11 protein-coding genes are annotated in these 14192 nt (G+C 63.9%); 3 read left to right on the top strand and 8 right to left on the bottom strand.

Going from position 1 to position 14192, the window contains the following annotated elements; genetic code table 11:
- Positions 1–73 precede the first annotated feature (73 nt).
- The 7 genes from B0G77_RS13225 to B0G77_RS13195 all read right to left on the bottom strand — a co-directional run bounded on the left by B0G77_RS13225 (position 74) and on the right by B0G77_RS13195 (position 8527).
- Positions 74–826 carry a peptidylprolyl isomerase gene (locus tag B0G77_RS13225; protein ID WP_133662528.1) on the bottom strand — a complete coding sequence of 251 codons (753 nt, stop codon included), beginning with the start codon at positions 824–826 and terminating at the stop codon, positions 74–76.
- A 215-nt stretch (positions 827–1041) separates the two neighbouring features.
- Positions 1042–2415, bottom strand: a complete 1374-nt coding sequence (locus B0G77_RS13220; RefSeq protein WP_133662527.1) for an HlyD family efflux transporter periplasmic adaptor subunit — start codon at positions 2413–2415, stop codon at positions 1042–1044.
- Complete coding sequence (locus B0G77_RS13215; RefSeq protein WP_133662526.1) at positions 2393–4930, bottom strand: FHA domain-containing protein; 2538 nt, start codon at positions 4928–4930, stop codon at positions 2393–2395. The genes B0G77_RS13220 and B0G77_RS13215 overlap by 23 nt, the downstream gene beginning before the upstream one ends.
- A gap of 202 nt (positions 4931–5132) precedes the next feature.
- A complete protein-coding gene (locus B0G77_RS13210) occupies positions 5133–6551 on the bottom strand; it encodes an efflux transporter outer membrane subunit (RefSeq protein ID WP_243751122.1) in 1419 nt (472 codons plus the stop codon).
- A gap of 371 nt (positions 6552–6922) precedes the next feature.
- Entirely contained in the window at positions 6923–7198 is a 276-nt protein-coding gene (locus tag B0G77_RS13205) for a hypothetical protein (protein ID WP_133662524.1), read from the bottom strand.
- Positions 7199–7562: 364 nt separating this feature from the next.
- A complete protein-coding gene (locus B0G77_RS13200; protein ID WP_133662523.1) occupies positions 7563–7988 on the bottom strand; it encodes a DUF4399 domain-containing protein in 426 nt (141 codons plus the stop codon).
- A gap of 35 nt (positions 7989–8023) precedes the next feature.
- Positions 8024–8527 carry a DUF4399 domain-containing protein gene (locus B0G77_RS13195; protein WP_243750986.1) on the bottom strand — a complete coding sequence of 168 codons (504 nt, stop codon included), beginning with the start codon at positions 8525–8527 and terminating at the stop codon, positions 8024–8026.
- A gap of 343 nt (positions 8528–8870) precedes the next feature.
- Between B0G77_RS13195 and B0G77_RS13190 the strand changes: the two genes are divergently transcribed.
- Positions 8871–10802, top strand: coding sequence for an SUMF1/EgtB/PvdO family nonheme iron enzyme (locus tag B0G77_RS13190; RefSeq protein WP_133662522.1), 1932 nt, complete (start codon positions 8871–8873; stop codon positions 10800–10802).
- A gap of 53 nt (positions 10803–10855) precedes the next feature.
- Here the strand turns inward: B0G77_RS13190 and B0G77_RS13185 are convergent, their stop codons facing one another.
- Positions 10856–13003, bottom strand: coding sequence for a serine/threonine protein kinase (locus B0G77_RS13185; RefSeq protein ID WP_133662521.1), 2148 nt, complete (start codon positions 13001–13003; stop codon positions 10856–10858).
- A gap of 388 nt (positions 13004–13391) precedes the next feature.
- On the opposite strand from B0G77_RS13185, the gene B0G77_RS13180 reads away from it, so the two are divergent.
- Entirely contained in the window at positions 13392–13670 is a 279-nt protein-coding gene (locus B0G77_RS13180; RefSeq protein WP_133662520.1) for a hypothetical protein, read from the top strand.
- A 165-nt stretch (positions 13671–13835) separates the two neighbouring features.
- On the top strand, positions 13836–14054 hold the full coding sequence (locus B0G77_RS13175) for a hypothetical protein (RefSeq protein WP_133662519.1): 219 nt from the start codon (positions 13836–13838) through the stop codon (positions 14052–14054).
- The last annotated feature ends 138 nt before the right edge of the window (positions 14055–14192 follow it).

Here is a 14192-nt window from a genome sequence, read left to right as displayed (position 1 = left end):
GCGTGCTGTGCGTCGTGCGTCCTGAGCCTGCACGGGCCCAGGTGCCGTGGATTGTTTCAGCCTGCCTCAGGCGCTAGCGCGCCTCGATGACATGCTCCTGTGCGCGCGCAATCAGCCATCCCTCGCGCAACAAACGCTTCACTTCGGCGGCGACATCTTCGTCGAGCTTCGCCGGATATTTGGCCGTGACCGCGAAAATCTCATAGCAGGAACGGTCCGGCGACGGAAACGGCCCGAGCAGATCGCCGACCGCCGCATTGAAGATCTTCGCCTCGATGTCCGGCTTGAGCGAGCCGCGCAGCACCTTGCCGATCACGCCGCCCGACTCGCGCGTATCCGCGATCGAATGTTCGCGCGCCATGTCGGCGAAGCTCTCCGGATCGTCGTGCAGGTATGAGATCATTTCTTTCGCCTTGCCCTCGCTATCGAGCACGATGTGGCTGACCTCGATTGCATCGAACTTCGGCGAGTTCAGCGAGAAGTACTCCTCGATCGCCGCCTGGTTGCTCACCTGGTCGAGCATGCGTTCCTGATACAGGCCGTCCGTGATGAACACCTCGAATTCGTCCAGACTCACGCCGAGCGCATCGAGGTACTGGTTCATATCGGTAGCGCGGTGCAGCCCACGCACCCGGCGAAACTGATCCGCGCGTTCCTGGATCTGTTCCGCCGATACGGTGATGCCCTGCTTCTTCGCGGCGTGCACGGTGAGCTTGTCGCGCACGAGTTGCTCGATCAGGCTCTCGAACTGGCCGGTCAGTTTCAGTAGACGTATGAATTCGGCGACGTCCACGACTTCTTCATCGATTCGTACAATCGCGGTCATCTCATCCGCTCCTCAGGTTGGCATTCTCCGGCCCGCACGCCGGGGCTTGCATGCGCGTGCGGCCTTGGGGTTCGGCTCCGGTTCGGCTCCGGTTCGGCTCCGGTTCGGCTCCGGTTCGGTTCCGGTTCGGTTCCGGTTCGGTTCCGGTTCGCTTCCGGTTCGGTTCGCTCCATCACATCGCACGACCTGGCGCTCGCATTGCATCGGCACGCCGCTCATCCGGCGAGTTGCCTGAACGGGTCGAGCCCCAGATCGATCAGGCGCCGCTCGCGTACGACGATCTCCGCGCTCGCCGTCATCCCGTATCGCAACGGATACCTGTTTTCGGCGATCTGGTAATAGTTGCGCTCAAGTGTGACGCGCCCTTCGTAGACTGGCTGCTTGTCCTGCACAGACGGCTTGGTCGCGGGCGAAATATAAGCGAGCGTGCCGCTGATAAGCCCATAGCGCTGGTAGGGAAACGCGCTGAACTTCATCTTCACCGGCAGGCCTTCGTGCAGGAACGCGCGATCGCGCTCGGCGATCTCGATCTTCAGCACGGGACGCGCATCCTTCGGCGCGATACCGCCTAGGGGCGCGTTGGCCTGGATCTTATCGCCAGGCTGGGTGGTCGTCACGTCGGTCACGACACCGGAAGTCGGTGCGAGAATCAGCAGGAAATTGTCCTTGTCGATGTTCTCGAAGCGGATGCGCGCGGCGGCGTCGGCCACCAGCCGCGCGGTCTGAACCTGCAGGCGCAGCTTGTCTTCGGCGTTCGCGATCTCGCGCGTGGCCGCGTCGTACTGGATCTGCAGATTGGTGGCTTGCTGGCCGCTGGTTTCGAGCTGCGCATTCGCCTGCGCATATTCGTGGCTCAGGCGGAAATCCAGTTCCGCGAGTTTCGACTGCGCGACACGGTACGCATTGTCCGCCTGCAGATACGCAGTTTTCTTCGCTTCGACCTGCAGTTCCGCGACACCGCCGCCGCCCGGCTGCGCGAAGAGCCGTGAGTAGCTGTCGAGTTCCTGGCGTGCCGCGTCGCGCAGCCGGCGGGCGTTTTCGAGTTCGCTGCGCGCCTGCTCCAGTTCGGCTTTCTGCCCTTCTGCGAGCTTCGTCGTGCCTTCGGAAATGCGGTTCTCGTGCAGCTTCGATTCGACCTCGATCTGTTCCTTCAAGGCCGCCGCCTTGCGTTCCATCAGCGCCTTCTGCTCCGGAAACTGCTTCCATTCGCGCTCGGCGTCGTCGAGCTTCAACTGCGCCTGCAGCGCGTTGGTCGCCGCTTCGATCGCACCCCGCGCGTTCAGTCTCGCGAGCACATCACCTTTCGACACCGGCTGGCCTTCGGCGATATACAGGTCCGCCAGTTCGCCGTCGATGGGCGCGTAGATACGTCGCACGTCCGACTCCGGCGCGAGCGTGCCCTGCGCGCTCACGATCACATCCGCGCGGCCGATGAACGACCACAGCAGTCCGGCCACGACCAGCGCCACCATCGTCAGCACGAGGGCATACGCCATCCGGACCGGCTCGGCGGTGAGGATCGCGATGCCTTCCGCGCTGTGATCTTCCAGCGCTTCGGATAGCGGCTTAAGGTGATTGTCGCGCTTCACCGCTGTTGCCTCCGATGAGTGCCAGCTTCGACTTCAGCAGCGCAGGTTCGAGGACCATGCGCAACTCCTCCAGCGAGCGGCGTTGCAGCTCTGCTTCGGCGTCGACGTCGTCGACCAGCTGGTCCCAGTCGGACGCGTGGTCTGCCTTGAGCTGCGTGTAGATGCGCATGCCCTGATGCGCGAGCGTCTGCGCCTCGGTCAGGAGCCGCGCCTGGCTGCGGAACCCCTCGGAGATGCCCGACTCGAGCCGCTGCGTGCCGCCGATCGCGCCGTTCGCCCGATACTGACGCCACAGACCCTGCGCGCGCGTGAGCAGATCCTGCGCACGCGAGAGCGCCTTGTCGCGCAGCGCGGCGACGTCAGACTGGATGGCATGAACGAACCAGGCGTCCTCCGCCGGATCGAGTCCTGCGTAGAACGACAGGAGCCGCTCGTCGTAGTCCTTCGTGCCGCGGGTCTTCTGCAGGTCGCTGAACTGGTCGAAGAGGGCTTTCTTGTGCGCCTGCTCGGCGGCAAGCACATCGGACCATGGGCCCGCCGGTATCGCCTGCAGATCCGTCAGCGCCGCGTGTCCGTCGCCGCGCTGCCAGGCAGCCGACGCTGCGTCGTGGCGGGCGATCACATCCGCCGAAGGCAGGCGGGTGGCGGCCAGTTGCCGAAAGTGCGCCTGGAACGGCGGCGTCGTGAAGCGCACTTTCCTGAGCAAAGCCAGCAACGGCACAAGACGGCGAGCGGTGGCTTCGTTCAGTACGGCCATGTACTGCCGCAGATCTTCGCGCACCCGATCGAGACCGGCGAGGCGTGGATAGCGCTGCGCGTAGTCGTCCAGCGCAGCGGGCAGCGCATCGGGTTTATCCCGTCCCAGTTCTGTGTCGATCGTGGCATTGAGCCGGTCGATCGCGGCGACGTACACCGAATCGTCGCTTTCGAGCTTGCGCAGGTGGCTCATGGCGAGCGCGTACGGCTCGACAAACTCGGGCGCGTACGACGCGATCCGGTCGAGCGCGCGCTGGTGGCTCTTCGCGTCGTCCTCCCAGCGCTTCAGGAGGCTGTTGATCCGGTCCTCGTCCGCATAGATCCGGATCGGCGCATCCACCCCTCCCCGGCCGACGAAAAAGCGCTCCAGATCTCCCACCCACCGCAGTTCGCCGACGAGTGATGCAGCGTCGGCGTTCGGCTGGCTCAACGCTTTCATCTGGGCGATCAACGCATCGGCGCGGCCGAACTCGCGCGCCTGCAGCGCGGCGAGCCAGCCTGGAACCTTCGCCTTCAGCAACGCTTCGCTGGCGAGCGCCCTGATGTGCTCGTCAGCCGGATGACGGCCCAGATAGTCGTTCGCGACGGCGATCGCCTGGCCATAGTCGCCGGTTGCGAGCAGATTCTTCAGTTCGCGCTCGGACGCGTTCCGCATATACATCGCCACGGCGACCACGACCAGCAGCGCGACGCCCGCGAGCCCCCACCATGCCGTTCGCGGAACCGTGGTGCGCTGGTCGCCGGCGAAGGCGCGCGTGAGTTCGCCGAAGAGCAGGCGCCACCGGCGCTGCGTACGGCTCATGCGGCTGCCCGCGCGGTTGGCATGGGTCGGGCGATCGGTTTGCCCGTTGCGCCCGGCGGCCTCCGCGGCCGGCTGCGCCGCCTCGTTGACTTCGTCCTCGCGCTGCAGCGCCCGGTCGACGCAGAAAATGTCGAGGAACGAATGCGCGGCGCCGACAAACGTCGTCTTGTCGGCGTCGAAGTCGTCGATCGGCGGCGTTGAAATCATCTGGGTCACGGTCGGCTCAAATTCAGGCTCTTTCTGCAGTTCCACCCTGTAGACGAAATGGTCGCCGCCGAATGCAACGACGTCGCCTTCCGAGAGCGCATGGGCCGTCTCGTCGAGCCGCTTTCCGTCGACGAATGTACCGTTCGTGCTGCCGAGGTCCTCCACGTACAGGTCACCCGCCTTCAGGAAGATATGCGCATGGCGTCGTGAGATGTAATTGACCTGGTGCGGATAGCGATCCTTGTAGCGCGCGAAAATCTCGTCGGTCTTGCTGACGAGAAACGGAAACGCCCTGACATCGATGGGCTGGAGGCCGAGGTCGTCGCGCTGCGGCACGAGCACGAGCGCGACGTGCGGCGCGGTCTGGGCCGCCGCGACGATACGCGCGCGCGGCTCGACGCCGACCCGGTATTTCAGTTCGCCGCCGAAACAGAGTTCATCGCCGGCGCGCACACGGCTGGGCGTCTGACGCACGCTCTTGCCGTTGACTGTCGTACCGTTCTTGCTGTCGAGGTCCGCGACGTAAACGGCACCATGCTCCGTGAAAATGCGCGCATGGCGGCGCGAGAGCCGTGTGAGCAGCTCGTGCGGATAGTCCGCGAACGGCGCCTCACTGCGCCCGATCGCAAACAGACTGTCGATGATCCGTATCGCGCCGAGCGCCGGGTGCGACACCGGCGCCAGTACGACATCGAACTCCGGGTCCAGTGTCGTTCTCACCTCCGCAATCGAAGCTTCGCCGGGAGTCATTTGTCTGGATCACTAATCGTTTACCCGCTGCTGCGAAAGCATCAGAGGAATGCTGGAGGGAATCGCGGCGAGCAAGCACTGTTCGAATGAACCACCCGTCCGGCGGTCACTAAAAGATTGTAAGTCACACATGGCGGTAGTCAATTGTCAGGTACGGGTGATGCTGCCGCGCATCCTGCAAGGCAGGCGGCTGCGCGTGAACTCAGTGCTCCTTTACTTCCGCCTGCACGTCGACGGATGGCCAGCCGCCACCCAACGCCTTATAGAGCAGTACGGTATCGGACAGAATCTGCTGATGATTGGTGAGCAGGTCCTGCTGCGCCTGCAGCAGCGTGCGTTCCGTCTCGAACACTTCGAGCTGCGACACCAGGCCTTCGCGCAGTTGCGATTCGATCTGGTCGGCCACCATGCGCAAGCGCGAGACCTCCTGCTGCAGTTCCACGCGCTGCAGTTTGTGCGCGTTCAGGTTGACGAGCGCGTTTTCCACTTCTTCGAACGCACCCATCACCGTGGTTCGATACTGTTGCTCCGCGACCGTGCTTTGCGCCAGGGTCGTTTTGATATGCGCGCGCACGCTGGGGTCGAAGATCGGAAGGTTGATGCTCGGCATGAAGCCATACGTGAACGACTTCAGCAGGTCGGTCAGCGCGAAACTGGCGGTGCCGGCGTGACCGGTCAGGCTGATCGACGGGAGCTGCGCGAGCTTCGCCTCGCCGACGAGGTTGTACGCTTCCAGCACCCGCAGTTCCGACGCGACGATGTCCGGACGCCGCGACAGCAGTTGCGCAGGCAGGCCAGCCGGCACCGGCGGCTGTTGCACGCGTTGCTGCAGATGGCCGGTGGGCAGCGTGAATTCGCCGGCGGGCACGCCGATCAGCGTCGACAGCGCGTTGTTCGCCACGTCGCGCGAGCGGCGCAGTTCCAGCAACTCGTTGGTCAGACGATTGATTTCTGCCTGCTGCCGCATCACCTGGGTCTTCGGGATCAGGCCATTGCGGTTCTGACCGTCGTAGATCGCGAGGATCTGTCTGTTGGTGGCGAGGGTTTTCTGTTGCTGCTCGATCTGGTCGTCGAACTGCAGGATCTGGAAATATGTGCTCGCTACAACCGCCACGAGTTCGAGATAGCCCGCGCGCCAGTCCGCCTCGGTGGCGTGGTATTCGGCCTTCTGCGCCTGCACGCCTTTCTCGACCTTGCCCCAGATGTCGATGTCCCAGTTGACCTGGGTGGCGACGTTGTACTGCTTCAGGAACGGCGCGCCGTTGGTCTTCTGGAAATTGGCGCCGGCACCGACGTCCACGGTCGGTAGCGCGCCGGCCTGCGCCTCGCCGATCTGCGCCCCGGCGACGTCGATACGGGCGGCCAGCACCTTGATGTCGAAGTTGCCGGCGATCGCCTTTGCGATCAACGTATCCAGATACGGGTCGTGAAAGCCCTTCCACCACTCCGGGTCGATCGTATCGGCGGCGGAGATGGCGGAGCCGCTTTTGTCGGACCACCCCGCTTTGGCAGGCGTATCAGGACGCTTGTAGACCGGCATGCTGACGTCGCAGGCGCAGAGAACTAAGGCGCACAACGTCGCCGCGGCAAGCGCGCGCGTTGCGGCATGACGATGTCCCACGCTCGCCACACCGTCCACGTCGTCCGTCGCGCAGCGGTTCGCCGACGCAAGGCGCCAGCCATGACGGACGATCGAAAGAAGCGACGCTGACACGATTTTCTCCGGTAAATCCCTGCTGCACCACATGTCGGCAATGCGCCTTTCAAGTAAAGCATGTCCTGTCCGGCATCTCCATCGAGACCGGCGCAAAAAGGGGGGCGCGGGTGTTGGTGCGTGATGCGGGGCGTGTGGAAAGAACGATTGGCTACGGGTTGCTTTTTACGGTTACCGGACGACGCAGTGCTGTAGTCGTCCGGCGCCGGGGCTATCTTCGGGCTGCGGTCCGCCGGGGCATCGAGGCCTGAGCGGTGGTCTCCCCGCAACGATCCTATTTAAAGCGCGATGCTGTTGCCGTTATCCACGTACGGATTCGACTTCGTGTAGATGTCGGTCAGGAACGCCGAGCCGGTGCCGGTGGAAATCAGCATGTCGATGCCGGTGCCGTTGGACTGCGTGGCGAAGACGTTCTTGCTGGTGTCGAGACTGATCGGCGTGATGTTCACGAAGTTGTTCGACGGGATCGGCATGAGGCCGCCGCGTACGGCGCGCATCCTGGCGATGTCGAGTTCTTCGGTCACGTGGAGGTCTTGGATCGTCAGGGTGTTCATCCCGGTTCTCCTGAAAGGAAGGTCAGGTCTTGCGTTCGGATTCGAGAATGCTGTCTGCCCGGAGGTTACTTACGCATGGCCTGTGCCAGGCGCACGCCGGACACCGGAGAAACCGCGCCTGGGCTTAAAGACATTGGGACGTCACCACGCACCGATGAAGCCCGGGCGGCGCCCGGAAGATGCGCCCGTGCGTCGGTGACGGGCTGCGCCAGACAGCGCGCACGAGGGTGTTGGGCTGGAGAAGACAGTGGCTTTTTCGCGCGAGCTGCCCGAACGTCGCGCAAGACGAGGCAGCTACGCGAGAGCAGATGTATTGAAGGGTCGCCTGACTGCAGGGCAGGCCTATGAGCCGGTATCTACCCGCTCACTTCGCGATGACGGTGATCTTCTTCGAATAGACCGGCGGGTTGTGCGGGATGTGCTTGTCGTCACCCATCAACAACTGCAGCGTGTGCTTGCCGGGCGGCAGTTCGATCATCGTTTCCGTTTCGCCCGCGCCGAAATGCAGATGGTTGCGGTCCGAGGGAATTTCCTGGTCCATCGGCGGCAGGTCGGTGTCGATCAGCAGATGGTGGTGTCCGGTATTTGGAAACTTCACGCCCTTGGGCGCGACACCCATGTAGCGCAGCCCGAACCATACGCGAAACGGCTTGTTGGCGGGAACGACCTGGCCATCGTTGGGATAGCCGATATACGCATATGCGCCGGGGGGCGACGGCGTGGTGCCCGCATAGGCGAAGTTCAGGAAAGCCAGAGCGGCAAGCGCCGCGGCGACGATAATCTTGTGCATGGAGTGTGCTCCCCGTCCTGACAGACCGAAGCGGGTCAATTGGCTTTGACGATGATGGTGATCTTCTTCGAATACACCGGTGGATCGTGCGGCACGTGGTTCTGGTCGCCCAGCAAAAGCTGCAGCGTGTGCTTGCCAGGCGGCAGTTCGATGCGCGCGTCCGTCTCGCCTGCGCCGAAATGCAGGTGATTGCGATCCGATGGAATTTCCTGATCGAGCGGCGGCAGATCGGTGTCGATCAGCAGGTGGTGGTGCCCGGTTTTCGGGGAGTCGACGCCTTTAGGGCAGACGCCCATGTTGCGAAGCCCCATGCGCACCCACAGCTTGCCGCCATGGATCACCGTGCCGTCGGCCGGCCAGATGATGTATTCCTCCGCGTTCGGCGGAGACGGGGTTCTTGGCGGGGCCGCCAGCGCCGTACCCCATACCAGGGAGGCGAGAACCGCGACAATGAACGTGGTGACTACAGTGGCAACTACCGTGGTGCCAGCAGGACTCACGCGAGCGGCCAGCCTGCAGCGCATTGTTCTTCTTTGCATTGCACCTTCTCCCGAAGAATTGTCCGGGTCGCCCCTCTCGTGCAAAGAGCCTTCCCACACCTTCGCGGCGGGTGTGTGCACACGTGCGTGTCGGAACGACCGGTAAAAGACCCCGATCAGTGCTGTGTTCTTTGTGCTTTAGCTTAGGACGGAACTTGCCAAAAAGATACGCCACTCTCGTTCTCGTTCTGACGCCTTGACTGCGTGCTATCGTTGTTGATGACGACCTCGAGGCGCTGCATGCAGATTGCGCGGAGATTCGCCGCGCGCATGGCAGTGACCGACAGCGAATTGCCCGTCGACGGATACCGATGTTCGATCCATACCAAAACAGGATTTGAATATGTGGCGAAAACTCCTGCTCGTGTGCATGGCCGGGGCAATCCTCGCACCGTGGCTCGGCGTCGAGGCACAGCCAGCCCCCCGAACCGTGGCTGCGACTGCCCGGGTCACAGCGCCGTCCGCTCACGCGGACAACCCGCGCGTCGCGCTCGTGATCGGCAACGACGACTATCCGGCCGGCGCGCTCCCTAACGCGGCGCGCGACGCCCGCAGCATGAGCGACACGCTCGGCGCGCTTGGCTTCGACGTGATCCTCCGCACGAACGCAACGCCGCAGCAGATGAAACAGGCGCTCGCCGATTTCGGCCGGCGCCTGCGCGCGGGCGGCACAAGCGTCTTCTACTTCGGTGGGCACGGCTTCAAGGCGGCCAACGACGCGGTGCTCGTCCCGGCAGGCGTCGATGTGGGTTCGCCCGCGCTTCTTCTGGAGAGCGGCATGGGACTGTCGAGCGTGCTTCGCGCGATGTCGGCGCCACGTCCTGACAAGCTCAATCTGGTGATACTCGATACGTGCCTGAACGACCCGTTCCAGGCCGCCGATGCGACGCCGTTCCCCGCCGCACTCCCTGACCGGACGATGATTGCCTACGCTGCTGCTCCGGGCGGATCTGCCGCAGATGGCAAGCGTCATGGGGTATACACGGGTGCGCTGCTGCGTACGCTCGCAGCAGCGCCGTCGGCCGACCTCGCGACCATGCTGCGGCGTGTCGCGGCTGACGTTCGCGAAGTCACGCACGGCGAACAGAGGCCCTGGGTTGCGTCATCGCTTTCAGACGACGCACTGCCTGGTTCCGGCCGGGTGGATGCGGCCTTACTCGCCGACGCCCGATCGAACGGCACGGACGAAGCGGTCGTCACGCTGCATAGTCGCGGGATACTGCCGAAGGACAGCAGCGAGCAATACGAGATCACGTTCTGGGACTCGATCAAGAACAGCACCTATCCGAGTGACTACGAGGCCTATCTGAAGGCCTATCCGAACGGCCGTTTCGCGCCGCTTGCGCGCGCGCGCATCGAACGGCTGCGAGCGTTCGCGCCGCAAACGCCAGCCACTACAACGCAAGCGCCTCAAGCGGCATCTGCCGGCGCGCCGCCACAGGAGCATCCACGGGCGATTACGCCTGCGCCGGCGCCCGCTCCGGCCCCGTCTGCGGCAGCACCGGCGCCGGTTGCTCCCCCGTCGCCTCAGTCTAAAGCGGTGAACAACGCCTCCGGCACGAGCGAAAGCAAGGACTGCGCGGCCTGCCCCGTGATGGTGGCATTGCCTGCGGGCTCTTTCATGATGGGCAGCAGCACCGATGACCCGTCAGAAAAACCGGTGCATCGCGTCACGATCGGCGCGCCCTTCGCGATCGGCAAGTACCCGGTGACGGTCGAACAATGGGACGCCTGCGTGGATGCGAAAGCCTGCGCGCGGCTTTCCAGCGAGAACAGTACGACGAGAAATGCACCCGCCCGCGATCTGAGCTGGGACGACGCGCAGCAGTACGTCAAGTGGCTGGTCAAGGTCACCGGCAAGCCCTACCGCCTACCCACCGAGGCGGAATGGGAGTATGCGGACAAAGGCGGCACGACGACGAAATACTGGTGGGGCGACCAGATGCGCAAGGGCAGCGCGAACTGCAAGGATTGCGGCGACCCCTGGCACACCGAAGGCCCGGAAAATGTCGACGCATTCGCGCCGAATCCCTGGGGCCTGTACGGTATGAACGGCGGCGTATGGGAATGGGTCAGCGATTGCTGGCACAACTCGTACCAGAACGCCCCTGCCGACGGCCGCACGTGGGACATCCCAGGCTGCGACATGCGCGTGATCCGTGGCGGTTCGTGGCGCGAAGGCGCGAACTACATGCTCACCTCGACGCGCTTCAAGTACAGCGCCACCGTGCGCCAGTCGCAGAACGGCTTCAGGGTCGTCAGGGATCTGACGTGAAAGCCCGTCTGCGTCATCACGCGCCTGAGGTGCCGGACGACGGCGCCCGACGCTCAATGCGTGCGCGCCTTCGTCGTGATCAGCGCAATATCGGCAACGATGCGGTCCTGCCCATACTTGCTGGCGATCTGACCAAGGCGCGTTTCGAGCGCATGCAGATAGTCGGCACGCGACTCGCTCTCGGGCCGCAGACTGTCGAAGAGCGGCACGGGCGTGATGAGCAGCACGACCATCTCCGTTCCGAACGGCTTCGAGATGGTCCAGTCGCCCGCGCTGCCGATCGTCGCGGCATAGTGCGGCGGAGCCTGGTTGTCCTTCGCCCGCGGGCCCGGCACCATATGCACGACGCTGCCGTCCAGCACGTAGTAGTCGAGATTGACGTAGGAATCGAAGCCGGGCGTCGTCACGTCGACAACGAGCGGATCGCCTGCGGTCAATTGCGCATCGGGCGGCCGCACATGCAGCGCGGCGACGCGGCCGGCCTGCCAGTTGTGTGTCCAGTACGGTGCGAACGTTTTGATCGCGTCGCACTTGTCGTCGGCGATCTGCTCGACGTCAAGGTTCAGTGACTCGACACCGGGCAGTGCGCTGAGGTCATTCTTCAGACGCGTCGCACCGTATCGCTGCGCAACGAATCCTCGCACCTTCAATGCGTGACCCTGCACATCGGCCACCAGTGCCGAACACGGCACCTGCGCCAGTAGCGGCGTAACGGCCGCCAGCGACAGCGGCGGCGGCGCGGGCGGCTGGACGGCCGGCGGCGCGGACGGCGTTGCTGGCGTTGCCGCCTCGACGCCAGGTGCGGCTGATGCCGGGGCCGACGCTGTAAGTGTCTCGGGCGCAGCGGACGCGCCCTGAACATCGGAAGCAGGAACGGACGTGCCCGACGCCATCGACGACGGAGCCGTCGCGCCATTTTCGCCCGGCGCCGCCCGATGATGCACATACACGCCTACACCCGCCGCACACAGCACGGCGATCCCTGCCACGCCCGCCTTCACGAGCGCGCCGCGCTTCACACGCGGCGCCGTCTTTTTCGCCGGGCGCTCCTCCGCGCAGAATTCTTCGAGAAAACGCGCAACCGTTGGCATGCGGGTATTGCGGTCGAACGACAGTGCCGAGCGCAGTGCCCGCCACTGACGCGTGCCGAGTCCTTCCGGCCGCTCCGGCACGCGGCCCGTGGCGCGCGCCTGGGTGGCGGACTGCCGGTCGAACGGATGCCGCCCGGTCAGCAGTTCATAGGTGATGCAACCCAGCGCGTAGATGTCGTCACGTGGGTCGGGTTCGCGATGCTCCAGCATCTCCGGACTGGCATAAGCGGGGGTCAACGCGCCGAGACTGCCCGGGTCGAATACCGTCGCGTCGCTCTCCTCTTCCGGCCGCTGGAAGACGCGCGCAATGCCGAAATCGATCACCTTGACTTCGCCCGTATCGGTGAGAAACACGTTGGCAGGCTTGAAGTCGCAGTGCACGAAGCCGCGCTCATGCGCGTAGGCGAGCGCGCCACACATGCCGCGTACGATCGGCTGCGCGGCGCGTAGCGGCATGCCCTTGAAGTCCTCGCTGCGCAGGATCTGGCTCAACGGCTTGCCCGACAGATATTCCATCGTCAGGTAGACGATCGCGCCGTCGCGATCGAAGTCGTACACGGTGACGATGTTCCGGTGCGCGAGCACCTGCGCCTTCCTCGCTTCGCGTTGCAGCGCGATCAGCGATTTCGGGTTGCCACGGAACTGCACATTGAGGACCTTGATCGCCAGGTAAGGCTTGCGGTCAGATGCTTCCAGCTTGCGCAGGTCGAGCGCCTTGTAGACGGTGCCCATCCCGCCGACACCCAGGCATTCTTCCAGCACGAAACGATTGTTCAGTGTGTCGCCGGTGCCCTTGATCTGATCCAGTCCGGGCGGCGGCGCAGCGATGCCGGAAGTCAGCGAAGGCATGTGTTCAGTCGCCGTCAGCACGCGGGTTTCCTCGCCGCCGGCCGCGAGATTCGACACCGGTAGCTGCTCGATCCTGCGGCGCACTTCCGCGTAGAGGTCGGAAGGCAACGGTATACGTGTGTGCGCCTCGCCAAGGATTTCCAGCAGGCGTGCAGAACTGAGACCTTCTGTCGTCAGCGTGCTGTCGAGCTGCGCGACGAATTCGTCGCGCGACAGCCCGCCATTCTGGAAATCGCGAATCACATGCGCAAGGCTAGCCATTTGTGCGAAGCAAAGCAGCTCCGTGGTGACCGGAAAACCGGGGGAATCGCTGTCGTAACCAGTTACATGTGCCCTTTTTCGATACTAGCCCGCACCTGCTCCTTTCGCAAACCAGGATAGGCCCGCGGCGCATGTGCAGGGCGGGTGTTGCAAGGTGGCCAACAGGGTGCGGCCGGTTGTTGGCTGCGAGCCACCATCGGCGGCGTGCGATCCTGCCAGACGCGTCGCCGCGACGCGGCACGACTGCGCCCATAACCTATACGTATCAGCATCCCCGCGTTTTAAGAACAGCACACCGAAAAGGCTGGCATGCCCTGTGCATCAACGACATCCGGACAGACATGATTCACGAAACCCGCAAGACCTGATGTCCTCCACGGAGACTGAAATGAACACGCTGATGATCAAGGATCTGCCCCTCACCGAACAGCTCGACAGCACGGCGATGACAGCGGTGCGCGGCGGCTCGGTGCCCTTCCCGTCGTACAGCTACTTCAACTATGCGCCTGTCTCGTTCGACTTCAGCAAGTACGTCGCGGCCAGTCAGTCGAACAACACGCTGCTCGAAATCCAGGCCGCCACCGGCGACAACTCGGCCTTCCTGAGCAATGTCAACACGACAATCAGCCCTAAGGTGGAGAACAACAACAACATCATCATGAAATAGAACAGGCGGCGCGCGAGACCGTACCGGCTCTCACCCGCCGGCATCGCAATTCGCTGCGCGCTGGAAGCGGATTTCCTATACTGGTTGAGCGGACCATCTGCAGCCCGGCGGGCAAGCTTGCCTTCGAGCGGTACCGGTTATTGACCTCAACCTTCAGGAACAGCTATGGCAACCATCGCGATCAAGGACCTGGCCGAAAGTGTCGACCTGGACAGAAGGGCCATGACCGCCATCATCGGCGGCGCAAGGATCGGCACCCATGCCGGCGTTATCGCGCAACCGGTTCCCGCCGCATCGCGCGTGGTCGACTATCCGCCGGGCTTTCCAGCCGCCCGCCAGCCGGTCGACGATGGCATCCCGCCACAAAGCATTCTGCACAAGTAAATGCAGCGTGCGGGACCGCTCACACAAAGCGGTCCCGCGCGTTTGCAGCAGCACTGAAGCAAACCCTCCCGTTACAACTGCGTGACGCGCGCGTACCCCGTGTCTGTACGGGGCACACGCGCAGGCGATTCCGGACCT

It is taken from the genome of Paraburkholderia sp. BL10I2N1, assembly GCF_004361815.1.
Classification (GTDB): Bacteria; Pseudomonadota; Gammaproteobacteria; order Burkholderiales; family Burkholderiaceae; genus Paraburkholderia.
Note: the sequence above shows the minus strand (reverse complement) of the source record. Positions and strands in the feature narration are given on the sequence as shown.